This is a genomic window from Falseniella ignava CCUG 37419 (genome assembly GCF_000301055.1).
GTDB lineage: Bacteria > Bacillota > Bacilli > Lactobacillales > Aerococcaceae > Falseniella > Falseniella ignava.
On the sequence record NZ_JH932301.1, the window covers coordinates 538,637 to 564,620 of the forward strand.

Here is a 25,984-nt window from a genome sequence, read left to right on the forward strand (position 1 = left end):
TGGAGTTGAGCTGAAGATTGGTGGTGGGACTGTTCATCTCGCGGAGTTGAGCTGAACATTTGCGGTGACTTTGTTCATCTTGTTGGGTTGAGCTGGAGTTGTTTGACTGGTAACTCCATCTCGGGTCGGTTGAGCTGGAGTTGTTTGACTGGGAACTCCATCTGAGGGTTGCTGAGTTGGAGTTGTTTGACTGGGAACTCCATCTGAGTGGAGTTGAGCTGGAGTTGTTGCATGTAGAACTCCAGCTGCGGGTGGTTGAGTTGGAGTTGTTGGGCGCAGAACTCCATCTCGGGTCTGTTGAGTCGGAGTTGTTGTGTGAGCAACTCCATCTCGGGTTGGTTGAGTCGAAGTTGTTGTGTGCGGAACTCCATCTGAGGATGGTTGAGTTGGAGTTGTTTGACTGGGAACTCCATCTCGGATTGGTTGAGTCGGGGTTGTTGTGTGCAGAACTCCATCTCGGCGAGGCTGAACTGGAGTTGTTGGCCGCCGAACTCCGTCTCATGGCATTGAGCAGGAGTTGCTTGCTCCATAACTACGCCTACGGGTGCCAAGCTGGGGTTATCGTTACCATAACGTCACTTTCGTCGCCTGCACACGCATCCCAACCACAAAAAAAGCCGCACCACGAGTGCCACCCTCTTTTCCGTCTAGTCCGGGAATGAGGGGCACCGCAATGCAGCACTAAACTCATTTAACTTTATTCAGTATAATCGGGGTTGGTCCAGCCCCAGACATTGTCGACCGGTACGGAGAACATCAGTCCGACGCCCGGCTTGCTGAGGTCGCCAAGCTGGGTGTCGACCACGCCCACGGCCGCTTCCAGCACAGCCTCGTCTTCAATTACCGTGAAAATCACTTTGTTGTAAGGACGGTTGTTATCATGCATCACGCGCATCAGACCGCCGAAAATCGGTACGTCGCCCATGGTGAGAGCGGCGCCCATCCCTTGCGAGTCGATGATTGTCGCGCCGCGCACACCCACTTTGACAAAATCTTCCAAAATGGCATTCAGTTCTTCAGTTTCATTTAAAATTACAAATAGAGCTTTCATAAGTGTTAGCTTTTCACTCCTTTATATTTGTTCATGCCGTTAACTTCACCGGCTTGCGTAATTGAAATCTTTGCTAAAATCGGTCCCATCACTTCGAAAATTAATACCGAGAACAGGATGACCGTAATAATTTCAGCACTAAATTGCGGCAATTCGCGCGCAACAATCATTGTCAAACCAATGGAAATTCCACCTTGTGGCAAGAGTGCCAGTCCGAGCCATTTGACAATCGCTTCGGGAGCTTTGACCATTTTGGCCCCAACCGTTGCGCCTAAAATTTTGCCGCCGGCACGTGAGAAGACGTAGCACAACCCTAATACTCCGATGGAGGATAGGACGGACAAGTTCAGACTCGCTCCAGCAAAAGTGAAGAACATTAAATTGATCGGTGGGGCGAAATCATTGATTACATCGACCACGCGTTTCGAGCTCGAGTGGAAGTTCACTAAGACGGCACCGATCATCATATTGCACAGTAACGCCGATAAGCCTAAACGATTAGCCAGGCCAATCGATCCCATAATTGTCAGTAAAATCATACATAGAACCGTCTCTTTGTGCTTCACTCGTTTAACCCAATAGGTGAAAATAAAGCCGAGCACCAAACCAAAGGCAAGCGATGCGATAATTTCTAAGAGTGGGTCGAGAAACATCCACAATAAGTTCACCTGCTCAGAGCCAATCGATAATTTAGCTAAACTCATGGCAATGCCAAAGGTCATAATGCCAAATGCATCGTCTAACGCAGCCACTTGTAAAATCGTCCGAGTGAGTGGCCCGTCCGCACGATACTGGCGGATCACCATCACCGTTCCAGCAGGTGCTGTCGCTGCGGACATTGAGGCAATAATAATTGAGAAGACAAAGGATTGGTCAAGCAGGAAATACATCACACTAAAGACGACCGCTAAGACCCCAATCACTTCCATCAACGTAATAATAAAGATATTCTTTCCTAACTTTTTCAGTTCCGGCAAGTAGAATTCGCCCCCGATGGCCAGCGCAATAATTCCGAGCGCCATTTCGTTGACGAAGTTGATCACCGGCGTATGTGTCTCATTGACAACATGAAATAACGACGGACCTAACAAGATCCCAGCCAGTAAGTAGCCCGTCACGTTCGGTAAGTTCAATTTACGGGCGATAGCCGCCCCGAAAATACCGAACAACACAACTAATGCTAATTCAAGATAGATATTCAATAAATCAACTCCCCTCCATAAGTAATTCCCAACACTTGTCGAACAGGCGATGACTGTCGTCCAAACTTCACGTCCCGGACCATCTCACATAAAAATCACCCGCCAAAAATGACGGATGATTAACGACTCAGTAATTCAGTCCACTATTACAACTCAACTTCGACTTCGTATTCGCGAACTTTTTTCTTAAATAAATACTCACCGCCACGAATTGACGCTAAGCACTCCACGCGGTTACGTTGTGCTTCAAAAATAGACGGTGCATCGAGTACGATAAAGTTAGCAGGCTTGCCTTCATCCAGACCGTATTCGTCTTCGAGTTTCATTAATTTCGCACCGTTATATGTTACGAGGTCAAAGTTACGGGCAAAATCTTCCTCGCGCATTAATTGGCTAGAGTGAATGCCATTGTCCAAAATATTCATCATATTTCCGTTACCGGCTGGATACCATAAATCAACAATCGAATCTTGTCCAAAAGCAACGTTAATATCGTTATCGACAAATTCCTTCACACGCGTTAATCCACGACGTTTTGGATAAGTATCTTGACGCGCTTGGAGGAAGAGGTTCTCCGTCGGGCATGACACAAAGTTCAATCCTGATTGACGGAATAGACCGATCATACGGAACGCATAGGCATCGTTAGCCGAGCCGAACGAGCAAGTGTGTGAAGCTGTTGTAAGGTCTCCACGACCGACGCGCATGGCTTCCGCGTTCAATTGCTCTACGAAACGCGCTTGAGTATCATCCGTCTCATCACAGTGAACATCGATTAACTTATCGTATTTCACCGCAAGACGTACAATTTCTTTGACGGCTTTCTCGCCATCTTCACGGCACCATTCGTTGTGCGGGATACCGCCAACACAGTCTGCTCCTAGTTGTAAAGCCTCTTCAACTAAATCACGACCGGTTTTACCTTCTTCACAGAAAGAGTACATTCCATTTTGTGGGAAGGCTACGACTTGAATGGTCACTTTATCTTTTAACTCGTCACGCACTTCAAGCGCTGCACGAATACCTGTTAGCGCTGGGTCGGTACAGTCAGTTTGGGCCCGAATGTATTGAGTTCCGTAACCGACGACATCACGAATGGCAGCGTACATACGCTCTTTCATCTCTTCTTTCGTCGTGCCTTTCTTGAAGTCGTTCCAAATATCGATTGCTTCAAAAAGCGTTCCGGTCTCATTTTTCGCTTTATCGGTTTGACCGGTCATATAGTAGTCTAAGTGTAAGTGCGAATCGACATACGGCGGGATCACCACACGGCCACCGAGATCGATGACTTCATCTGCATCGCCTAAGTTTGTTCCGATGGCTTTAATCTTCCCATCTTCGACTAGAATTTCACTCGCTCCGTCGTGCTTATAAATGACTGCATTAATAAATTTTTTCATTCAATCTTCCCCCTAGCTAATTTCTGTTAAATCACCATCTCGGCGATTCATAATATAAATTGACAAGATAATTAAGAAAATACCTGCAACACCCACGATATTGATAGCTTCACTGAATAATATCACGCCCATTAAAGTAGCCACAATCACTTCGACCGAGCCAACGACGGGCGCTTTTGACGCATCAATATCCATCGATAACCCATTTAGAAAAAGTAGGTTGGCGAACGCTCCCGTGACGAATGCTTTCATCACTGCCCAAAATAAAAATGATGACTGGGTGAATAATGCACGATTTGCCGCTGTCCATGGCTGTGCAGTAAAACTTTGAATTAATGCGGAGAAAAATAACGTGTAAAATGCCATCGTCAACGCATTATCCGCACCTCCGGCAATTTTCGCCATCACAGTATTGGAAGCATATAAGAAAGCAGCGGTTAGGCCGAGTGCAATACCGATCGGTTGGAGATTTAAGTTGTTGAAATCCCCCAAAGTGACCATTAAGACGACCCCGATAATATTTAACGCCAGCGCAACATAATGTCTCGTGTGCAAATATTCTTTAAAAATAAAGCGTGACATCACTGCAACGAAGACAGGTGCTGTATACAAGAGCACCGCCCCGGTTGACATCCCAACCGTCGCAATCGTATTGTCGTACGCCATTTTAAAGCAACCTTTAGTTATCATCCCCATGATAACGGAATAAATGAGTCCTCGCTTAGAAATGCGAAAGCCTGCTGCCCCTTGCGAAAATAGAATTGCGAGTCCTAGCATCGGTACCGCAAAGAAGTGCTCTACAAATCCGGTCATAAAGGACGAAGCACCGAGGTTCGTTAAGTGGGTCACATAGACACCACCCGTCCCCCAACTGGCCGCCGCGAGAAACACACACAAGTAGCCCAAAAAGTGACGTTGTTGAAGATTTTTGCTCAATTCATTCCTCCTTTCAAATAAGAGTTATTTCGATTCTATTATAGCAGACAAAAGTCTGAATATCAAAAAAACTCTGAAGAAATAAGGCGGGTTCTCAGAAATTTCGTATAGAATACGAGAATGTATCGTTGGTTCTCGTACATTTTGGGAAAGGTTGCGAGAATGAAGTGAGTTATCTCGTATCTTTGCGCTGAAGTTGCGAGAACACGCATCACTATCTCGTAAAGTCTCGTCTCCAACATAACTTCCTGGCAAATATGCTATAATACTAGACGACATTAATGATTGTGAAAGGGGAAAAGGATGGATAAATTAGCTTTATTAGAATGGTTGGATCAAGAGGGGATTAGCTACGAGCTTGTGGAGCACCCGGTGGTGGAGACGATGGAAGCACTCAACCAAGTGGAACAACGTTACCCGGGGTATCAAGCGAAGAATTTATTTGTTCGAGATGATAAGAAGCAGCGCTACCTTTTGATTACTGTGATGGAAGACCAGACGGTTGATATGAAGAAATTGCGTCGTGAACTCGAGACGCGTCGACTTAGTTTTGCTTCAGCGGACGACCTCGCGCAGATATTGAAGTTAACGCCAGGCTCTGTGACGCCTTTTGGCCTGTTGAATGATCAGGAGCACCGCGTTGAATTTGTGCTCGACCAAGATTATCTGGCTGGGGAGCAGGTGCTTGGAATCCATCCAAACCACAATGATGCAACGGTCTGGATTAATACGAATGACTTGCTAACCTTGCTAGACCAACATGGGACCACCATCCATGTGTTAGATTTCGACGCAGTGAATTCGGCAGAATAATCACCTTACAAAATCTGAGTGAACCTGCCCGAATCGTCAAAAAAACAGCCCAGTTCAAACCCAGGCTGCTGAATAAAATTATTTTGCTTCAATCATCTTCGCAAACTGTTGCCACGGTGCTGCATTGATCGGGGGTTGCGAGGTGACTGAGATTGCTTCTTTAGTAGTAGGGTGAATGAGTGAGAGGCGTTGCGCCCAGAGCGCAATTTGCTGGCCGACTTGATTGACATCCGCGCCATATTTTTGGTCTCCGTAAAGCGGATGGCCTTGATGCGCCAGTTGAACCCGAATTTGGTGACTACGGCCGGTCGCTAACTCAACTTGTAAGAGCGCATAATCCGCATTTTGTTGCAATACATGATAAGATAACTTGGCCAATTTAGCTTGAGGATGGTCTGATGGGACAACATAAGACTGGTTTTTTGTACGGTCCTTGTATAAATAGTCCGTTAAAGTAGCATTGGCATGCATCACTTGTCCGTGAACCACCGCTAAATATTGGCGTTTAATTTGATGGCGGCGCAACTGGTCAGCCAAACGGCTGGCAGCTTTAGACGTTCGGGCAAAGACAATTGCTCCCCCAACCGGCCGGTCCAAGCGATGGACTAGACCTAAGTAGACATTACCTGGTTTTTGATATTTTTCTTTAATATAATTTTTAGCAGCCGTCAATAAGTCCAAGTCGCCCGAGCTGTCCGATTGGACGGGCATATTGACCGGCTTTTCAACAATTAGTAGATGATTATCTTCATAAAGTACATGCATAAGCTCACTCCTTGGGTCAATTATAGCATAGCAAATCGAGATAATCTCACAGAGGATGAAGGTGAGGTAGACAAGATGGAACAATATCCAACAGAACAACTAGAAGTAACGATTGACCATATTAATTATAAAGGCCAAGGCTATGCGCGCTATATCCATGCACCAGACCGTGGGAGTCAAGGGCGGCACCTACATTTGAACATTCCATTTACTGTTCCGGGTGATGTCGTTCAAGTGACTGTCGAGAATGCGAAAGGGCGTCACAAAGCCACCGTCCATTATGACAAAATTATTCACCCGAGCCCAATGCGTGACACGACCATTCCAATGGATGAAGCGATTTGTGCCGGTACGCCGCTCGTATATATGAAATACGCTGACCAACTTGAATATAAATTAAACATGGTCCAAAATGCACTCGCTGAAAATGATTTTGATCCTGCTTTGGTGAAGCCAGTCCTCGGCATGGACAACCCGAATCGTTACCGTAATAAAATGGAATTGACCTTCGGCTCGGAAGGCGAACTCGGTATGCATCAACAAGGCAATTACCGCCGAGTGATCGATATGAAAGATTCGTATATTGCGACCGAAGCGATGGTTGAAATTAAGCACATTGTCGGCCAGTGGCGTCAGGACTTTGACTTGCCTGGTTACGTCAAAGACACCCATACGGGATTATTGCGAAATCTATTGATGCGTCAGTCATTTACTACTGGTGAAATGATGGTGGTATTGTACGCTACGGAAGGTCCAGACGCCTACGCTGAAGCTGCGGACGAATTGACCCGCCGCTTGCTTGAAGCTCAACCTAAAATTCATAGCTTGCAATGGGTTGTCCACCAAGATATTGCAGACCGAATCCAGTCCGATGAAGTCCATATTTTGCACGGACGTGACTTTATTTATGATGAGTTGTCCGGCTTCAAGTACCGAATTTGGCCGAATACATTCTTCCAAGCCAATCCGGTCCAAGCAGAACAAATGGTAAAAATTGCGCTTGAGATGGCACAAGTAGATTCAAATTTGCGGGTTCTCGACTTGTATTGTGGCGTCGGCACCTTCAGCTTGCCACTCGCTCGAGCGGCTAAAGACCTCTGTGGTATCGAGATTGTGGATACGTCGATCCATTCCGCTCGTCGCAATGCGCAAGACAATGGGCTTACCAACACCCACTTTATCACGAGCGACGCGCGCAGTGCGTTGAAAACACTGAAGGACACATGGGGACAACCGGATCTGTGTTTGTTGAATCCACCAAGAAGTGGCGCTGGCGGTAAAGTGATGCGCAGTATCGGACGTTTTGGGACGGACAAAATTATCTATGTCTCTTGCAACCCGAATACCTTAGCAGAAGATATGCGCTGGTTGCGCGATTTCGGCTATCAACTCCAAGAAGTCCAGCCCGTAGACCAATTCCCACATACGCATCACGTGGAAGCTATAGCGTTGATACAAAAGATATAAATTTAGAAATCCTGCATTTTAAGCAGTTTTATAAGCATTTTGTCTTCGATAAAGATGAAGAAGGATATGTTAAAAAGACTCAAAAAAACTACATGAACGTAAGAGTAGTTTTGCAACTGGTATGAGGAAACACAAAAAATATAATTAACTCATTTTGTACTTTCTACAAGAGTAGCTTAAAAGGCTGCTCTTTTTTTATTAAAGGGAGTAAGAATTCGTTACATTCTTTTCAAAATATAAAGCATTCACAAGCCAACTTTACATATTCGCTTTTATAATATATAATAAAAGCATAAATGAGAGGAGGCGGACTATGAATACACTTAAAGAATATATACAAGAAAATTTAATAATCACCAACAAAGAAGCAGAAGAACTTGGATACACCAGGCATAATTTATCAGAATTAACAAAGTGCGGACAATTAGAAAGATTAAGACCGGGACTATATCAATTAAAAGGAAAAGTAATAGACGATTTTGTTTTAATATCATCAAATAGTAATCGAATTATATTTTCCTATCAAACAGCTCTATACCTCCATGACCTATCCGATAGGACCCCAAATGTATTTCATATATCTGTACCCCAAGGCTATAATGCGAGCCACATCAAAAAGAGATATGAGGATCTACAAGTTCACTATGTAAAAAAAGATTTATACGAAATAGGAAAGACAGAAATAAAATCACCGCAAGGCAATCCCATACCAGTTTATGATATTGAAAGAACGGTTTGCGATATCATAATTGACAGAGAAAAAATAGACAAGCAAATTTTCACAGAAGCAATAAAAAGATACTTTAAATCACAAAATAAAAACCTAAGACGATTAATAAAATACGGTAGATTATTTAAAATAGAAGATGAAATTAGAAAATATATGGAGGTATTATCGTGATTAATATCGAGAGTATAAAGGGCAAGATAAGAAGTTTAGCAGAGAAGGAAAATTTAAAATCGCAAGAAGTTCTGCAAATATATTTTTTTGAAAGATTTTTAGAAAGGCTATCTAAATCAAAGTACAAAAATAATTTTGTAATAAAGGGAGGATTCTTAATATCTTCTTTAATTGGAATTGAAAATAGAACAACCATGGATATGGACACAACCGTAAAAGGCATAGCCCTAAAAGAAGAAAAAATAAAAGAAATTGTAGAAAAAATTATTAATATCAGTGTTGACGATGGAATAAAATTTGAAATAAAGGACATTAGCTATATTAGAGAAGAGGATGAGTACGAGAACTTTAGAATTTCATTAATAGCAAATGTTGGAAAAACCAAAACCCCTATGAAACTAGACCTAACAACAGGAGATGCAATAACACCAAAAGAAATAGAATATACCTATCCCTGTATCTTTAGCAAAGAAGATATAAAAATAATGGCATATCCATTAGAAACAATTCTAGCAGAAAAATATGAAACCATAATCAGAAGAAATATAACAACAACACGAATGAGAGACTTTTACGACCTATACACCCTCTACAAATTAAAAAAAGATGAGATAGATTATAAAATTTTAAAAGAAGCAATAGAAAGAACTTCCGACAAAAGAGGAAGTCAGGAGATAATGAAAGACTATGAGGAAATAATCGAGGACATAAAAGAAGATTCATACCTAAGATCCTTGTGGGAAGTATATCTCAGTGAAAATAAATACATTGGAGATTTGACCTTTGATAAAGTGGTTGATGTAGTGACAACTTTATCAAATAGAATTAATGAGATGTAATTTAACGGACGCTGTATGGCAAATTGTAGACAAGAAAATATTTAGAATACTTAAAACAAGGAAATGCTGTAAAATCTTCGAAAAAGTAAAACAAGAAATGAGAAAGATAACAAACATATGGGAATGTTCGTATATTGTATTCTAAGTTATTAAAATTAAAAGAACAAGTAAAGAAAAGAGTCAAGATAAAGATGAAAAGACCATATTAGGATAAATAAAAACTTTAGAACAGATGAAAAAAACTAAGTAAAGTAAGAAATATTACAGCGAATGTACGAGAGATAAAATTCGGCAGTCTTTGGAAGTCAAGTCCACAATCCTGTGTAAAATACTATACAATGTTTTACCGGTCACTCATTGATCAAACTTAATATATTTTCTTGTAGAACTGAGCCATTCATCATGAAGGTCCATAAGGACAGCTCCAATTAATCGATTGGCGGACGCTCGGTTGGGAAAGATACGAATAATCTTTTCTCTTCTGCGGACTTCCTGGTTCAGTCGTTCAAGAAGGTTAGTGCTTTTTAGCCGATTGTGGCCATTTCCGATGACCGTGTATTGAAAGGCATCTTCGAAGCCATTATCCAATGTTTCGCATGCTTTTGTATATTTGGACTGGTCAATATATTCACCGACTAAGGCATTCTTAGCTGTTCGAGCGAGTTCAATATCCGTAAACTTAAAGATCGCTTTTACTGCTTCTCTAAACGGTTTTGAATTCTTTTTTGGAATGGAACTGAAGATATTTCTTAAAAAATGGACCTGACATCTCTGCCAACTTGCGTTGGTAAAGGACTTACGAATCGCAGACACTAGGCCTTTATGGGCATCAGAAATGATGAGTTCTGTCCCCTGTAGACCGCGTTCTTTTAAGTAGTCAAAGAAGATGGACCATGTGTCATCACTTTCTTCATTTTGGATCATGAAGCCAATGATTTCACGATCACCCCCTTCTGTTATCCCGATCGCAATATGGCAGCTTTTAGAAAGCACTCGATGGTCCTCACGGACTTTTATGTAGAGAACATCAGTCATCAGATAAGGATAATTCGTACCTGAGAGCGAACGGTTCTGCCATTCGTTGACCATCGGGTCTAACTGTTCAGTCAGGCTAGAAACAAAAGATTTCGATACCGATTTTCCACAGAGCTTTTCAACAATCTTTGAAACTTTACGTGTCGAAACGCCTGAAACATACATCTCAAGCATTGAAGCGAGCAGTGCCTTTTCATTTCGCTGATAACGCTCAAACACCGTCGGTGAAAATTCACCATCACGTGTTCTAGGCACTTTTAATTCGAGTGTGCCCACACGAGTCGTAAAGTCTCGCTCATAATAGCCATTTCTTTGACTCTGACGACTTTCTGAACGTTCATAGTCATCGGCTTGAATATATTCTGTTCGTTGATTTTCCATCAATTGGTTGAAAACAGTGGTCAAAATATTTTTAGACACATCATCTTTAACGGAATGTTCAATAATACTTTGAACCTCTTCGTTGTTCAGTGTAAAATGTACTTGGGTCATGTAACGTCCTCCTGGGTATGTTTTTAGTGGTTAAAAACATTGTACCGTAAAAGGGCTGTTACATGGCCTTTTAACTTTTACACAATTATATGGACTTTATCTCTTTGGACTACCTTTATTTTTTTGTTCATTTAAAGTGATATATCAAATGTTGAAAATAACCTATAGTTAATGTTATAATTAATCAGTATGCAATAACAAACATAAGTATATTTTAAATGTATATATGTACGAGATTAGCAATCAGAAAAATAATCTTGGAGGTTATATGGAATTAAGTTATAAAAGGTTATTTAAAAAACTTATCGATTTAGATATGCAACATAATGAGCTTATGGAGAAAGCCAATGTAAGTAGGAGTACATTTTATAAACTAAAGAATGGTGAGAATGTAACTACTGATGTTTTGCTCAGAATTTGTGATGCATTGGATTGCGACATATCAGACATTATGGAGTGTATTAAAAATGATTGAAATAATAAACGGAGATTGAAAATTGATAAAAAAAGTTAGGATTAAAAATTTTAAATGTTTTAAAGATTGGTTTGAATTAGATTTAAATGGTGGCATAAATATTTTGGTAGGAAATAATGAAGAGGGTAAATCAACTATACTTGAAGCTATACATTTAGCATTAACTGGTTTTTATAGAGGTAATTATATTAATCGTGAATTATCTCAATATTTATTCAATAGAGAAGTTGTAGATGAATATTTAACAAATATAAATTCCAACAGTCCTTGTGCATTGCCAGAAATTATAATAGAAATATATTTCTATGATTTAGACGATGCAAATTTGGAGGGTAGTGGTAACGACTTAGGATTAAAAGAGGAAATAGGTTTTACATTTAAAGTATTATTTGATAATTCGTATGAAGATGAATATAAACTATTTATGGAAAAAGGAGAATTAAGCAGTTTACCGATAGAATATTATAAAAGTGAATGGCTAGGCTTTAATAGAGAAAATATTACTACTAGAAGTATTCCTTCAAAATCATTTTTGATAGATAACTCTTCTTATAAATATAAGGATGGTTCAGATCAATATATTTCTAATATGATAAGAGGGACATTAGATAATGAAGATTTAATTTCCATATCAAAAGCTTTTAGAGAAACTAAAGATGATTTTAGTAAGAATGAAAGTGTTAAAAATATTAACGAAAAATTAAGTAGCTCCAAATCAAATTTGGGGAAAAAAGTTAGTTTGGGTGTTAATTTAGGAAGTAATTTCAACTGGGAATCAAGTATGATAACTGAATTTGATAGTATTCCATATTCAAATGCTGGTAGAGGACTACAATGCTTATTAAAAACTGAGCTTGCATTAAATAATATTAATACAAATAAAGATAAAATAATTTTAATTGAAGAACCAGAAAACCATTTATCATATTCTAACATGAACAATTTAATTGATATACTACAAGAAAATAGTAATAAGGAATCTAGCCAAATAATTATTTCAACTCATAGTAGTTTTGTTTTGAACAAATTAGGATTAGAAAATTTAATACTTTTATCAAACAAAAAAAGCTCCAAAATTACAAATTTAAGTAGTGATACAGAAAAATATTTTAAAGCTATTTCAGGATACGACACATTACGAGTATTATTATGTGATAAAGCTATATTAGTTGAAGGTCCTTCAGACGAACTAATTATACAAAGAGCATATAAAGATAAATATGGCAAATTACCAATTTTTAATGGTATTGATATAATTTCTGTCGGAACATCTTTTTTAAGATTTTTAGAATTGGGTGACAAATTAGACTTAAATCTCTATGTAGTTACAGATAATGACGGAGATGTAGAAGCTTTAATGAGAAAATACAAAGATTATGAATCTAATGAAAAGATAAAAATATACTATGACGAAAAGACTTATAGTGGAGATATGGATAAATTTAATTACAATACTTTAGAGCCATGCATTTTAAGAGCAAATGATTTAGATACTCTCAACAGTATATTTAAAACTAATAAAAAAGATACTGATTCCTTATTAAAATATATGAAGAAAAACAAAACTAATTGTGCAATCAGTATTTTTGAATCAGAATTTAAAATTAAATATCCAGATTATATTAATAGAGTAATTGAAGATGTTGAATAAATTATTCATAGCTGCTGCTGGAGCAGGGAAAACAACATTAATTGTGAATGACGCTTTAAAAAATAAAGATAAAAAGATTTTGATAACAACATATACAAATGCAAATTGTGATTCTATAAAAAAGAAAATAATTAAAATAAATGGAACCATTCCTAAAAATATTGAAATTTTAACATGGTTTTCATTTTTACTGAAACATGGATTAAGACCATATCAAGATATAATGTTTAGTCAGAGAATTAATGGAATAGTACCCGTAAACGGTAAGAGTTCTAAATATATAAAAAGAAATGATTCTAAATATTTTATTAATAAAGAAAATTTAATTTACACAGATAAAATATCTGATGCGATTATATTCATGGAAGAAAAAAATCCAGGTTATATTTTTACTAGGATTTCAAAAATATATAATTTAATATACATTGATGAAGTCCAAGATTTAGCAGGGTATGATTTAGATGTTTTAAAATATTTAATTGAGGTTGGTATAAATTTGATTATGGTAGGAGACTATAGACAAGCAACTTATAGTACTCATAATACATCAAAATATAAAAAATATAATAGTGGGAAAATAGTGAACTTTTTTAAGAATGAAAACTCACATTTAAATGTTGAAATTGACGACTCAACTTTAAATTGTTCGCATAGATCTAATCAGAAAATATGTGATTTTGCTTCAAAAATAGCTGATGATAATCTAATAATAAAATCAGCAAGTAAATTCAAAGATAACCATGAAGGTATATTTTTTATATCCAAAGAAGAAGTAGACTTATACCTTGAAATATATAAGCCTGTTCAACTTAGACACGATAAAAGAACAAAGGTTAATGAAAACTATAGGGTATATAATTTTGGTGACTCTAAAGGTTTACAATTTGAAAGGGTATTAATTTACCCTACAAGCCCCATATTAAAGTGGATAGAAAATCCCGAAAGTAAATTGGTTGATTTAAGCAGAGCGGGGTTTTATGTTGCAGTTACAAGAGCTAAACACAGTGTAGCTATTGTGTGTGATAAAAAATTTCTTAATAGAGATAGAATTAAATCCTACTTATTACCAGAAGATTTTTTTATAAGCTTTCGTAATAGTATCATATTACTTCTCGGCTTCCTTTCCATAATAATTTTCATAGTTTTTTCTATATTGAACAAGGTCAGAAAATTGTTCTTTATTCAAAGAATGATGTGAACCCCAAAAGTTGGAGTTTTATTTAAGCGGCTAATTGAGCGGTATGTTTTCGGTATTCAACTGGAGACATACCGTTCAATTTTTCTTTTATTCGCTGGTTATTATAATAGTTAATATATTTATTTATCTTTTGTTTTAATTGTTCATAAGTCATTAAAGGTTCACCATAATACATTTCTTGTTTTAAAATTCCAAAAAAGTTTTCCATCGGTGAGTTATCCAGACAATTTCCCTTTCGAGACATACTTTGAAAAATTTTGTTTTCCTTCAAAGTGTTAACCCACTGTCTGTGTTGATACTGCCAACCTTGATCGCTATGAATGGTGGTTCGATATACAGCGTCTCTTTCAATTATACGTATCGTTTCCTTTAAAGGTTTTATCACAAAATCTAAGGTCGGGTGAGCGCTGATATTCCAAGTAATGATCTCTGAATTAAACAAATCCATCATCGGGCTTAAATAAAGTTTCTTCCCATCGATTGTATTAAATTCTGTCACATCAGTAACAATTTTTTGAAGCGGATATTTCGCATTAAAACGACGTTTTAAACGATTTGGTGCGGTCTTACCAATCTTTCCTTTATAAGAATTATACCTACGTGATTTTCTCCAGAACTTCGTGCATTTTAAGCCTAATTTTTTCATTAATCGTTGAACTTTCTTATGATTAATTTTTTCATCCAATCGCTTCTTTAATTCAACAGTTATTCGTCGATAACCGTAAGTTTCCTGTGAATCGTTAAAAATAGTTAGAATTTCTTTTTCTAACACTTCATCCGGATTCGGCTGCTCTAAACGATTTTTGTGATAATGATAGCTACTTTCTGGTAACTCCAGAACAGTTAAGATGTCCTTTAGCTGAAATCCCTTTTCAAAAATTTCTATAGCGAATTGGGTTTGTTGGGATCTCGATGGTCTCTCAGACCCAATTCCTTTAGCTTTTTTAGGTATAAGTTTTCTATTTTTAAATAGTTTACTTCCTGACGTAAATGTTCAAGTTCCTCTTTTTCGCTAAGATTCATTTTTTGTGATTTTTTACTTAGTTTTGGCTTCTTATGCATGTTGGAAGGCCTCCCGATTGGATTATTTAACTGATTAGCCCCTCCTTCAAGATAAGCCCGCCGCCAGTTGGCGATAAGAGATGGATTGTTTAAACCAAATTTTTTGGCGGTTTCTCTGTAGGAAGCCCCAGTTTCTTGCTTATAGTGTAATACATTAAGTTTAAAATCTAAAGGATACTTTGTTTTTCCTTTGCGAGGTTTCAGGCTATTCTTCCCATAATTCTTATAGTTATTAACCCATTGTTTTGCCAGACTTTTATCAGAAATTTGATATTTATTCGCTAATGCTCTATAACCTAGTTTTCCTTCAAAATATTCTTCAACAACACGCATTTTAAATTCGTAACTATATTTTTTAGACATAAAATGACCCCCATAAAGTTAGTTTTTAACTCTAACTTTCGGGGGTCACCTCAGAATACTCTTGCATAAGGGTGTTTTTTTTCTTGCAATTTATCGAGTTTGGTTAATATTTCTTTTGTATTTGGTAGTTTTTTATAGTTTTCTAAGATCTCTTTAGCGGCTATTTTATAGACGGAAAGTTCACTATAATATTCTTCTGCAAATTGCTTATCTTCAGGATTTTTCTTATGATTTTTATAGATTTTACGATACTTATTTATAGTATTTATATTTTCCATATCTTGAGATAAACTCTTCATTTCAGTTTCAATTTTCTTTATTTTATCTAACAAGTCTTGTCTATCATCAGCAGATTTTTTGATCAGGTCATCGAGTTGAGTAATTGAATTAATTCCTTGTTCTCTAAGCTTAATTATCGAGTCAGCCATTGTTTTGATATTATGTTTTCTTGCCCAAACTTCATAGCCTTTAGAGGATTGAGCTTTTTCATTAGTAGATATATCAATAACATTTCCTACTCTTTTTTTAGTAGGATTCTCTTTATTTTTGATAGCTAAATCTATTCTTTCTTGGATTTTCTCATCAGTTTTTTCACTCTTAGTTATATAGTCTATTGCCAAATTTAGAGTTGATTTTATAGGATGTATCTTTGTAATTGCCATACTAATCAACAGAACCTTCCTTTGATTTATTTAGAAGTAGGGAATGGATCTGCCATATTTCTTTTGATAATTTTTCTATCTGTTTATTCATTGATTCAATTTCATTTTTGTAAATAATACCAGTTGTATTAGTTGCTTTTGCAATCTGGTTTATATTATTCGTAGCATTTGAAAGCAGCCATTGTATATTTCTAAATGGTTCTAAGTCTACAACATATATCTCTTTTTCTAATACACATTTCCTAAGAAAGTGGGACATAGTTTTGCAATTTGCAAGTTTCATTTTCTTTTCAAAAACTTCTTTTTCTTCATCTGTTAAATATATTTTTAGTTGATTATTTCTTTTTCTATTATCCATAGTATATCTCCTCGTATAATAAATGTAGTCTTAAATGAATGATTTTTAAGACTTTAAACTTGTTACCCCTTTCGGGGTATAATTGTTTGTAAAGATTGAGGTTGCCCAATTCCTCCTTGAAAATTATTTTTCCCTTTTAAGACTGGCACCTCATCTCTATAGACAGTATATGAATCAGCTGGATAGAACATTGTTTCTGTATCTCTTACGAGGCTATATCGTCCATAGAGTATGGGGAAAACCTCTTTCTAATTAAAGAAAGGTTGATGAATATGCAATACCTAGGTATAGACATCGGTAAGCGTGCTCATGAAGCAGCTTTACTTGATCAGGATGGAAATCATCTCGGAAAAACTGTGCGTTTTTCAAATAGTCATAAAGGTGCTGAAAAACTACTCGATTTAATGAATGAGCATGAGTGTTTACCTGATAATACTTTGATAGGTATGGAAGCCACAGGGCATTATTGGCTGTCTATACATACTTTTTTAAAAAAATTAGGTTTTGATATCATTGTATTTAATCCAATCCAATCGGATTCATTTAGAAACTTCTACATCAGAAAAACTAAAACTGACAAAGTAGATGCTGTTCTAATCGCTCAAGTCATCAGGATGGATGTGCCTAACACAAGTTATATTGCCTCGGAAGACACGATTAAATTAAAACAACTAACTCGATTTAGAGTATCCATGGTTGACCAAACTTCAGACATAAAGAGACAAATAATTTCTTGTCTTGATCAAGTATTCCCAGAATACGAAAGATTATTCTCAGATATGTTTGGTAAGACTTCTAGAAAACTATTGTTAGAATCACCGTTACCTGAAGACCTGTTGAACATTGAATCAACTCATCTTACTAAACTTCTAAAGGAAGCTAGTAAGGGGCGTTTCACCGAAGAGAAATCAATGCTTAAGGTTGATGAAATCAAAAATTTGGCATCTGATTCCTTTGGGATCCAAATAGCTTCTGATGTCTTTAAAATGCAGATTCAACTGTTAATCCAACAAATTGAGTTACTCGAATCTCAAATAAAAGATGTTGAAAGTAAAATCAATGAACTCTTAGAAAAAGATGATCATCACTTAACTACCATTTCAGGTATTGGCTCTATTACCGCTGCCACAATAATTGGTGAGATAGGCGACATTAAACGTTTCGAAAGACCAAATCAGTTGTTAGCTTTTGCGGGATTAGACGCATCTATACATCAGTCAGGTGATTTTACAGGTACTAATAATCGTATATCTAAACGTGGAAGTCCATATTTAAGACGAGCCATTTGGCAAGCTGCATTTGTCGCCTCAAACAAAGATCCTGCTTTATCTGAGTATTATCAATCTCTAAGAGCTAGAGGTAAGCATCATGGAACTGCGATAGGCGCAGTTTGTCGAAAACTTGTTAATATAATCTTTGCAGTTTGGACTAATGATAAACCTTACGAAGTAAGGCATCACTCAAATAAAGAACAAGAATAAGTCTAATTTAAAAATTTAAAAAATTAGGCTTATTTGTCATGCATAAATTTATTAGTATCACCACTTTCAAAGGTCGAAGCTCAACATAAAATATACTCTAAATTATGTTGACATTTTTATAGCTGGCTTATAATAAATTATTGGGGTCTTAGGGTTCTCCCTAACAAGGTAAAATTGATAAAAAAAGAAGCAGTCCATAAAGGTTCTGCTTCATCAATTTTTCGTAAGCGGGTACTCACTTACTGTGCTTGCTATTAAAGTTATAAGCGTTAAGCTTGTTATTTAATTACTACCATTATACCATAAAATTGAAATGTTTGTATCTAATAGAAAAGCTTAAAATATAGATGTACGGTTAATATGCTATAGTGTATTTTTAGTATAAAAACTAATTTTTGGGTATAATTTAATTGATTATTATGATGCATTAGGAGGTAGAGTTTTGGAATTAAATCATGAAGATATTATAGAAAATGTCCTTGAAGGATATATGTTTTCTGAAAAAAAGGTTACTGATGAATGTAAAATTTATACAATTGAAAATTCTACTGGCTGTGGCGAAATGCGTTGCTACAATTTATTTGAAGGTGTTCAATTATCTTATAATAACCTAAATATGGAGACAGCATATCAAAAAATAAATCCTAAAAGCGGGGTTTTAAAAATAGATCATTGTTTAGAGGGATGTTATGAGTTTAAACTTGAAAATAATGAACGTGCTCTGATAGGTAAAGGTGATCTAAGTGTAATAGAGATAGGTAAAGTTCCTTTTGAAGATTCATGCATACCAACAAAAAAATATGTCGGACTTTCAATATTTATTGATATTGAAAAGGCACAAAATTCTATTGATAAATACTTTCCGTATGCAAAAATTGATTTGTTAGAAATAAAAGATCGTTTGTGTAAAAATGGTGCAGCTTTAATTATTCATTCACGTCATGAGATAGACCATGTTATTAGTGAACTTTATAGAGTAGATTCTAGAATAAGACTTTCTTATTCAATTATAAAAACAATAGAGTTGTTATTATTTTTAAATTTAGTTGAAAGTTCAGATAATTTTAAGTTAACATCTTTTTCAGAACCAGTATATAAAGCAACTGTAGAATCATATAAGACGATTTTAAATAATCCTTTTGAAAGATATTCTATTTCTGATTTATCAAAAAAATATGCTATTTCAGAATCCAGTTTGAAGAGATGTTTTATATATATAACTGGAAGCTCAATAGGTAATTTTATTAGGGAAAATTGTTTAGAAGCCGCTGCTAAATTATTAATTCATAAACCCTTAATGTCAATAGGAGAAATTTCTGATTTGTCAGGATATTTGAATCCTAGTAAATTTTCTGAGTCATTCAAAAAACATTTTGGGCAAACTCCTCAAGAATATAGAAAAAAATCCATCTGACCTTTTTAGAGCAAATAAAGAGCTGTCAGGTTATAAAGAAAATATCCATCTTACTTTATAATGAAGTTGAGATGGATATTTTTTTTACAAATATTCTCTATACACATTCTATGTACATTTTATTAATTAACGGAGGTGTTTTATGAACAATAAAAAATGACTACAAAAGATGTAGTAACAGTAGCTATTATGATTGCTTTATTTTATGCAATATCTATTGTTATTGGAATGAGTATGGTTGCTGTTCCGGTTGTATATATTTATGGTACTGCTGGAATTGAAATGTTTATAGGAGCTATTTTCTACTTAGTAGCAGCTAACAGACTTAATAAACACGGGCTATTATTTATATGGATATTAATTTATGGTCTTATCACAGCAGCTATGGGTTATGTGTTTATGCTTCCATATTTTATTGGACTTGCTATTTTGTGTGAAATAGTAATGATAGGCAAAGACACTTATATAAATCCAATAAGAAATATGATTGGCTGGAGTGTTTATGGTGCTGGTATGTTCATGGGAATAGGAGTTCCATGTTGGATAGCTTGGGAATCTTATCAAAAGCAAGCTTTAGAGAGTGGCTTTGCAGATAAGGCATTAACATTGCAATATAATTTGGTATCTTCACCAAAACTACTATTATTAGGTGTAACAATAACCGTTATATTATCTGCTTTAGGTGTTTTGTTTGCACAAAAAATTCTTAAAAAGCACTTTAAAAAGGCGGGTATTTTAGAGTAAATGGAGATATATGGGAAATGAAAATAGAAAAAATAAGTGGAATAACTTGTCTTTTTTTAACTATAATTTCCTGCATGGTGTCAATATTTACAAAAAGTTACTATATGCATGCTCTGTTTGTAGGATGGCTTTGTATGCTTTTAGCATATTTTGGTTTTATCAAGCAGAGCATTATTTATTTTATGATATATAGTTTTACTACATTTTGGTTATTAAAAATGATACCTAGTGGTGTAGTTATAATTTCTCCAATGCTTTTGGGAATGTTGTATAAATTCATAGTTCCAATCATGGCAGGATTTTTAACTTTTAAGATACCATCAGGAAAATTAATTTCAATATTTCACAAATTAATGTTGCCACGAAATTTTGTACTTATATTAACGGTAATTATTCGATTTGTACCAACAATTGCTGGGGAATTTAGAACAATAAAAGAAGCTATGAAAGTAAGGGGATTTACAGGTAACTTTTTTCATGTTTTATCAAATCCTTTGAGGACTCTTGAATATGCTATAGTTCCTTTAATTTTTCGTTCTATAAAAGTAGGAGATGAATTATCAGCAGCAGCGATTGTTAGAGGAATTGAAAACCCAATAAAAAGGGATTCATATTATAGTAACAAGTTGTGTAAATTAGACATAATTATAATAACTGCAAGCTTTGTTTTATTTATATTATGTCTTATATGAGAGGTGCATCATTGAATAATAAACTGGAAATTAGGAAATTATCTTTTTCATATAATAGCAATAAAGATGAACAGTTGAAAGATATAAATTTAGACATTAAAGATGGTGAATGTTGTGTAATTATAGGGGAGTCGGGATGTGGCAAGTCTACTTTGACAAGGGCTATAAATGGATTAATTCCAAATTTTTACGAAGGAAATTTAGATGGAGAAGTATATATTGATAGCAAATCTATCAAAAATTTAAAATCATGGGAGATAGCAAAGTTAGTCGGTAATGTATTTCAAGATCCTAGAAGCCAATTTTTTGCCAATGAAGTTAATGGAGAAATTGCATTTGGACCGGAAAATTTGGGATATAAGCGTGATGAAATAATAAGAAGAGTGAATGAATCAAGTGAGAAAATGAATATTGATAAATTGTTAAATAATAGGATATACAATTTATCCTATGGAATTAGGCAAAAAGTAGCAATTTGTTCAGCGAGAGCTATCGAACCATCTATATATGTATTTGATGAACCATCTGCAAATCTTGATTTACAATCAATATATAAATTTTCAAAACTTGTAATGGACTTAAAAAATGAAGGAAAAACTATAGTAATTGTTGAGCATAGGTTATTTTATTTAAAAGGAATAGCTGATAGGTATTTATTGATACAAAATGGATCTTTAATAAATAGTTATAAAGCAGAAGAATTTGAAAAAATCAGTTCAAAAGACTTAAATGCATTGGGCTTACGCTCAATAAATCTTAATGATATTGTTGTAGATGACCACAAAGTTAAAGAAAAAGAAATTAGTAGTGACAATTCTTTTGATTTTGAGGTGAAAAATATTAGTAAAAAATATAAAAATAATTTCGTACTAAAAGATGTGTCACTTAAATTTGATAGCAATGAGACTATTGCTTTAGTAGGAATAAATGGAACAGGTAAAAGTACACTCGGTAAAATTTATTCTGGGATTCAAAATCAGACTGATGGAGAAATAAAGATAAATGGACTCAAAGCTAATAAAAAGATGAGGTTAAGCAAAGTGTGGTATATTCCTCAAGATTTAGACTCTCAATTATTTGGGGAAGATTTGATGGATGAATTATTAACTGGGTTAAAAAATAGAGAAGATTATATCACGAAAGCAGAGGAACTTTTAAAAAAAGTTGGATTATTTGATATAAGAGATAAGCATCCAGCAACTTTATCAGGTGGTCAAAAACAGAGATTGGTTCTATGCGTAGCTATGTTGAGAGAAACACCTTTTATTATATTGGATGAGCCGACATCAGGGCTTGATTTCAGGAGTATGGATAAGGTGGGGAGATTAATCAAAGAGGAACAAAAAAAAGGAACAAAATTTTTGATAATTTCTCATGATATTGAATTTATAGCAAAGACGTGTGATAGACTTGTAAAACTAGAGAATGGGATAATAACAGAAGATTTTTATATTGATAATATAGGACAGCTGTTAAGAGCTATGGAGGCTAAATAATTTAGGAGGTGCGTAATGGAAGTTTTAAAAAAGCATATAGGACAAATTTTATCATCAGTTATTATTGCAGTAGTTGGTGTTTTTTGTAGTGTTGTACCATATTTTGCTTTAGCTAAGATTACTCAAAATATAGCAATTAGTAATACAGATTTAGAATTCTATATAAGACCAATTTTGCTTATTTTAGGTGGGTTAATAGGAAGTGTTATTTTTCATGAGATTTCAACTTTAATTTCTCACAATTTAGCATTTCGCATAATAGAGGATGAGAGGAAGAAACTTGTAAGAAAAATTAATAGATTATCAATGGGAGAGATTGAAAAACGATCTAGTGGAGAATGGACTCAGTTTATGGTAGAAACTTTGAATAAAATTGAGCAACCGATAGCTCATGTTATTCCTGAAGTAATAGCTAATCTTATCATTCCAATCGCTTTAGTAGTTATTATTTTTATAATGGATTGGAGGATTGGAATTGCAAATCTTATTACATTACCACTAGGGGTGTTATTTTCAATTCTAATGATGGGTGGATATGAAGAAAAATCACGAAATTATCAAGAAGCCGCAAAAAACATGAATACAACAGCTGTTGAATATATTAGAGGTATTCAAGTTATAAAGGCATTCAATAAATCTGCATCATCATATGGAAAATTTGTAGATGCTGTAAATAGTAATAGAGACAGTATGCTAAATTGGTATTTAAGTGTTTGTTTCTATATGACAGCAGCAATGGAAGTTTTACCATCAACTTTATTATTTGTTTTACCAACTTCTTTATACTTGTATATGAATGGAAGTATTGAAGTAGGCAATCTAATAATGTGTGTTTTATTATCTTATGCCTGCTACAAACCTTTGATTAAAGCTATGAGTCATATAGATACTATGGCGAATGTAAGAGTTGTAATAGATGAAATAAAAAATGTTATGGAGTTACCAGAGTTAGAACGAGGTAATGGAGAGGAAAAAATAAGATCATACGATATTAATTTTGAAAATGTATGTTTTGCCTATAATGATAAGAAAAAAGTTTTTGATAACTTATCCTTTAGTGCAAAAGAAAATAAACTTACAGCTATTGTTGGTTATTCTGGCGGTGGAAAATCCACTATTGCTAAGCTAATTGCGGGATATTGGAACATTAATAAAGGGAAAATATCCGTAGGAAATGTAAATCTTAAAGATGTTTCTCTTGAAAAGAACATGGAACTTGTAACCTATGTATCACAAGAAAATTATCTATTTAGAAAAAGTATTATAGATAATATGAGAATGGCAAATCAAAATGCTAGTATTGAAGAAATAAAAGACGCTTGTAAAAAAGCTTCTTGTCATGACTTTATTATGAGTCTTCCTAATGGATATGAAACCATAATTGGAGAATCTGGGAGCAACTTGTCTGGAGGAGAGAGACAAAGACTTACAATAGCAAGAGCTTTGCTTAAAGATAGCCCAATAGTTTTATTAGACGAAGCTACAGCATATTCTGATCCAGATAATGAAGCTGAAATTCAAAAATCTATAGATGCATTAGTTGAAAATAAAACGGTTATTATGATTGCTCATAGGCTTTCTACAATAATAGGAGCCGATAAGATCATAGTATTAAACAATGGGGAAATTGAAGCAGAAGGAACTCATAAAGAACTTCTTGGAAAAAGTGAAACATATGCAAAAATGTGGAAATCACACATAAGTTTATCAAACGATAGGGGTGAGTAAATGAAAGAATTAATTCACAAGTTATATTGGGTAGCTGGAAAAGAATCTTCCAAAATTAGCAAGATGTTTTTCTTTGAAGTATTAAAAAGTATATTTGAAGGAATATCCCTTGGAGCTACAATGTTGCTTTTACTTAAAATATTTCAAAATATATTTGAAGGAAGAAATATTACACAAGAAGACATCTATGTCGTATTTGCAATAGCTCTACTAAGTGTAGTAGGGAAAATATTATCTAGTTATATGGCTGATAGAAATAAATACATCGCAACTTACAATATGGGAGCAGAAAATAGGCTATATATAGGTGATCAGCTAAAAAAAGTGAATATGGGATATTTTAGCAGTAATCGCCTTGGAAACATTTCAGGCGGATTAACCACAGTTATAGGTGAACTTGAAACCGTAGGAGTTAATATAATAGAAACTTTATTTGTGGGAGTAATTCAAACTATAATAATGGCGATATTTATGATTCCGTTTGATATAGTTACAGGTTCTATAATTTTAGGAACTTTATTCTTAGGAATGTTATGCAATGTTATCTTTCAAAAGAAATCAGATGAGTTGACTAAAAAATTACAAGCGTTAAAAATAAATCTAAACGCATCTACTTTAGAGTATGTCAAAGGTATTAGCGTCATTAAGTCGTTTGGAAAAAGTGGTGAAATGACCAAAGAATTGGACAGAGAGATTTATAAAAATAGAAGAGGCTTTATAAATGTTGAAAAAACTGTAGCACCTGCTGCTTTGATATTTCTAATTATATTTAAATTAGGGATTTGTCTTATTATATTTTCAGCTATTTATAGATTTTGTATAGGAGAAATTGATCACTATAAAGCTGTAATGCTTGTAGTGTCTAGTTTTATTGTTTTTTCTGGTTTTGAAATGGCTGGAAGTATGCAAAACGTTAGAGGAATAGCTATACAAAACTTGGATTCAATTGCTAAACTTAGGAATTTACCAACAATTTCAGAAGGCACAAGAACAAGCTTTGAAAAAGGAGATATAAATCTAAAGGACGTTGACTTCTCATATGACGAACAGAACTTATTTAACCGTTTAAATTTAGATATTCCAAAAGGTAAGACTACAGCAATTGTAGGTGGTTCTGGAAGTGGAAAAACAACACTTTGTAATTTGATAGCTAGATTTTGGGATGTAGATTCTGGAGAAATATTGATTGATGATAATAACATAAAAGATTTTAGGTATGACAATCTGTTATCTAATTTCACTTTTGTTTTTCAAGACGTCTATTTATTTGATGACACTATAAAAAACAACATTAAGTTCGGAAATCCAGAAGCTAGTGATGAGGAAGTTATTAATGTTGCTAAGCAAGCACAGTGTCATGAATTTATTATGAAGTTGTCAGATGGTTATGACACAGTTTTACAAGAGGGTGGTTCAAATTTATCTGGAGGAGAGCGTCAGAGAATATCTATAGCAAGAGCTATGCTAAAACCAAGCAGAATTGTTATTCTTGACGAAGCTACTTCAAGTGTAGATCCAGAAAATGAACAACAACTTATAACTGCTTTAAACAATTTATTAAAAGATAAAACTGTAATTGTGATTGCACATAAACTTGAAACTATTAAAAACGCTGATCAAATTGTTGTTATGGATAAAGGAAATATTGAAAGTATTGGTAAACATAAAGAGCTTATGGAAAAATCACACATATACAAGAGTTTTATTGAGAAAAGAGAAAAAGCTACTGGTTGGAAAATTGAATAAAATTTAATAGAGG

At 35.0% G+C, this 25,984-nt stretch carries 23 protein-coding genes and 3 pseudogenes; 14 read left to right on the top strand and 12 right to left on the bottom strand.

Annotated features, from left to right (window positions below):
• Window positions 1–74: 74 nt before the first annotated feature.
• From HMPREF9707_RS06705 to HMPREF9707_RS06725, 5 genes are all read right to left on the bottom strand, one after another.
• Entirely contained in the window at window positions 75–551 is a 477-nt protein-coding gene (locus tag HMPREF9707_RS06705) for a hypothetical protein (RefSeq protein ID WP_156790269.1), read from the bottom strand.
• Window positions 552–697: 146 nt separating this feature from the next.
• Complete coding sequence (locus HMPREF9707_RS06710) at window positions 698–1,051, bottom strand: P-II family nitrogen regulator (RefSeq protein ID WP_006701949.1); 354 nt, start codon at window positions 1,049–1,051, stop codon at window positions 698–700.
• A gap of 5 nt (window positions 1,052–1,056) precedes the next feature.
• Window positions 1,057–2,253 (bottom strand): cation:proton antiporter, encoded by a 1,197-nt coding sequence (locus HMPREF9707_RS06715; RefSeq protein WP_006701950.1) that lies wholly within the window; start codon window positions 2,251–2,253, stop codon window positions 1,057–1,059.
• Window positions 2,254–2,399: 146 nt separating this feature from the next.
• Window positions 2,400–3,653 carry an amidohydrolase family protein gene (locus HMPREF9707_RS06720; RefSeq protein ID WP_006701951.1) on the bottom strand — a complete coding sequence of 418 codons (1,254 nt, stop codon included), beginning with the start codon at window positions 3,651–3,653 and terminating at the stop codon, window positions 2,400–2,402.
• Window positions 3,654–3,665: 12 nt separating this feature from the next.
• Complete coding sequence (locus HMPREF9707_RS06725; protein ID WP_006701952.1) at window positions 3,666–4,589, bottom strand: DMT family transporter; 924 nt, start codon at window positions 4,587–4,589, stop codon at window positions 3,666–3,668.
• A gap of 303 nt (window positions 4,590–4,892) precedes the next feature.
• On the opposite strand from HMPREF9707_RS06725, the gene HMPREF9707_RS06730 reads away from it, so the two are divergent.
• A complete protein-coding gene (locus HMPREF9707_RS06730; protein ID WP_006701953.1) occupies window positions 4,893–5,402 on the top strand; it encodes a prolyl-tRNA synthetase associated domain-containing protein in 510 nt (169 codons plus the stop codon).
• Between the two features lie 78 nt (window positions 5,403–5,480).
• Here the strand turns inward: HMPREF9707_RS06730 and HMPREF9707_RS06735 are convergent, their stop codons facing one another.
• A complete protein-coding gene (locus tag HMPREF9707_RS06735; RefSeq protein ID WP_006701954.1) occupies window positions 5,481–6,167 on the bottom strand; it encodes an RluA family pseudouridine synthase in 687 nt (228 codons plus the stop codon).
• Between the two features lie 75 nt (window positions 6,168–6,242).
• On the opposite strand from HMPREF9707_RS06735, the gene rlmD reads away from it, so the two are divergent.
• The 3 genes from rlmD (at window position 6,243) to HMPREF9707_RS06750 (ending at window position 9,374) form a co-directional block, all read left to right on the top strand.
• Window positions 6,243–7,634, top strand: coding sequence for a 23S rRNA (uracil(1939)-C(5))-methyltransferase RlmD (gene rlmD, locus HMPREF9707_RS06740; protein WP_006701955.1), 1,392 nt, complete (start codon window positions 6,243–6,245; stop codon window positions 7,632–7,634).
• A 313-nt stretch (window positions 7,635–7,947) separates the two neighbouring features.
• Complete coding sequence (locus HMPREF9707_RS06745; RefSeq protein WP_006701956.1) at window positions 7,948–8,535, top strand: type IV toxin-antitoxin system AbiEi family antitoxin domain-containing protein; 588 nt, start codon at window positions 7,948–7,950, stop codon at window positions 8,533–8,535.
• Window positions 8,532–9,374, top strand: a complete 843-nt coding sequence (locus HMPREF9707_RS06750; protein WP_006701957.1) for a nucleotidyl transferase AbiEii/AbiGii toxin family protein — start codon at window positions 8,532–8,534, stop codon at window positions 9,372–9,374. The genes HMPREF9707_RS06745 and HMPREF9707_RS06750 overlap by 4 nt, the downstream gene beginning before the upstream one ends.
• Before the next feature lie 354 nt (window positions 9,375–9,728).
• Here the strand turns inward: HMPREF9707_RS06750 and HMPREF9707_RS06755 are convergent, their stop codons facing one another.
• On the bottom strand, window positions 9,729–10,901 hold the full coding sequence (locus tag HMPREF9707_RS06755; RefSeq protein WP_006701406.1) for an IS256-like element IS1542 family transposase: 1,173 nt from the start codon (window positions 10,899–10,901) through the stop codon (window positions 9,729–9,731).
• A gap of 268 nt (window positions 10,902–11,169) precedes the next feature.
• Here HMPREF9707_RS06755 and HMPREF9707_RS06760 point away from each other — a divergent pair, with 268 nt between their 5' ends.
• From HMPREF9707_RS06760 to HMPREF9707_RS06770, 3 genes and pseudogenes are all read left to right on the top strand, one after another.
• Window positions 11,170–11,376: a helix-turn-helix domain-containing protein gene (locus HMPREF9707_RS06760; RefSeq protein WP_006701958.1), complete on the top strand. Its 207-nt coding sequence runs from the start codon at window positions 11,170–11,172 to the stop codon at window positions 11,374–11,376.
• A gap of 22 nt (window positions 11,377–11,398) precedes the next feature.
• On the top strand, window positions 11,399–13,027 hold the full coding sequence (locus HMPREF9707_RS06765; protein WP_006701959.1) for an ATP-dependent nuclease: 1,629 nt from the start codon (window positions 11,399–11,401) through the stop codon (window positions 13,025–13,027).
• A pseudogene (locus HMPREF9707_RS06770) lies at window positions 13,017–14,033 on the top strand (UvrD-helicase domain-containing protein); the annotation flags it as partial. The gene HMPREF9707_RS06765 and the pseudogene HMPREF9707_RS06770, both read left to right, overlap by 11 nt.
• Before the next feature lie 99 nt (window positions 14,034–14,132).
• Here the strand turns inward: HMPREF9707_RS06770 and HMPREF9707_RS09240 are convergent.
• From HMPREF9707_RS09240 to HMPREF9707_RS06790, 5 genes and pseudogenes are all read right to left on the bottom strand, one after another.
• Window positions 14,133–14,219 (bottom strand): annotated as a pseudogene (locus HMPREF9707_RS09240) (mobilization protein); the annotation flags it as partial.
• 28 nt (window positions 14,220–14,247) lie between these two features.
• Window positions 14,248–15,177 carry an IS3 family transposase gene (locus HMPREF9707_RS06775; protein ID WP_156790217.1) on the bottom strand — a complete coding sequence of 310 codons (930 nt, stop codon included), beginning with the start codon at window positions 15,175–15,177 and terminating at the stop codon, window positions 14,248–14,250.
• Window positions 15,108–15,650 (bottom strand): helix-turn-helix domain-containing protein, encoded by a 543-nt coding sequence (locus HMPREF9707_RS06780; protein ID WP_006700979.1) that lies wholly within the window; start codon window positions 15,648–15,650, stop codon window positions 15,108–15,110. The genes HMPREF9707_RS06775 and HMPREF9707_RS06780 overlap by 70 nt, the downstream gene beginning before the upstream one ends.
• Window positions 15,651–15,702: 52 nt before the next feature.
• Window positions 15,703–16,237 (bottom strand): annotated as a pseudogene (locus HMPREF9707_RS09105) (mobilization protein); the annotation flags it as partial.
• A 76-nt stretch (window positions 16,238–16,313) separates the two neighbouring features.
• Entirely contained in the window at window positions 16,314–16,670 is a 357-nt protein-coding gene (locus HMPREF9707_RS06790) for a plasmid mobilization protein (RefSeq protein ID WP_006701962.1), read from the bottom strand.
• A 272-nt stretch (window positions 16,671–16,942) separates the two neighbouring features.
• Between HMPREF9707_RS06790 and HMPREF9707_RS06795 the strand changes: the two genes are divergently transcribed.
• From HMPREF9707_RS06795 to HMPREF9707_RS06825, 7 genes are all read left to right on the top strand, one after another.
• Window positions 16,943–18,151 (top strand): IS110 family RNA-guided transposase, encoded by a 1,209-nt coding sequence (locus HMPREF9707_RS06795; protein ID WP_006701963.1) that lies wholly within the window; start codon window positions 16,943–16,945, stop codon window positions 18,149–18,151.
• A 442-nt stretch (window positions 18,152–18,593) separates the two neighbouring features.
• A complete protein-coding gene (locus HMPREF9707_RS06800; RefSeq protein ID WP_006701964.1) occupies window positions 18,594–19,565 on the top strand; it encodes a helix-turn-helix domain-containing protein in 972 nt (323 codons plus the stop codon).
• Between the two features lie 156 nt (window positions 19,566–19,721).
• Window positions 19,722–20,309, top strand: coding sequence for an MptD family putative ECF transporter S component (locus tag HMPREF9707_RS06805; RefSeq protein ID WP_006701965.1), 588 nt, complete (start codon window positions 19,722–19,724; stop codon window positions 20,307–20,309).
• Window positions 20,310–20,326: 17 nt separating this feature from the next.
• A complete protein-coding gene (locus HMPREF9707_RS06810; RefSeq protein ID WP_006701966.1) occupies window positions 20,327–21,001 on the top strand; it encodes an energy-coupling factor transporter transmembrane component T family protein in 675 nt (224 codons plus the stop codon).
• An 11-nt stretch (window positions 21,002–21,012) separates the two neighbouring features.
• Complete coding sequence (locus tag HMPREF9707_RS06815; RefSeq protein ID WP_462936787.1) at window positions 21,013–22,497, top strand: ABC transporter ATP-binding protein; 1,485 nt, start codon at window positions 21,013–21,015, stop codon at window positions 22,495–22,497.
• 15 nt (window positions 22,498–22,512) lie between these two features.
• The gene (locus tag HMPREF9707_RS06820) at window positions 22,513–24,225 is read left to right on the top strand and encodes an ABC transporter ATP-binding protein (RefSeq protein ID WP_006701968.1); all 1,713 of its coding nucleotides are present in this window, start codon (window positions 22,513–22,515) and stop codon (window positions 24,223–24,225) included.
• Window positions 24,226–25,971, top strand: a complete 1,746-nt coding sequence (locus tag HMPREF9707_RS06825) for an ABC transporter ATP-binding protein (RefSeq protein ID WP_006701969.1) — start codon at window positions 24,226–24,228, stop codon at window positions 25,969–25,971.
• Window positions 25,972–25,984: the final 13 nt, after the last annotated feature.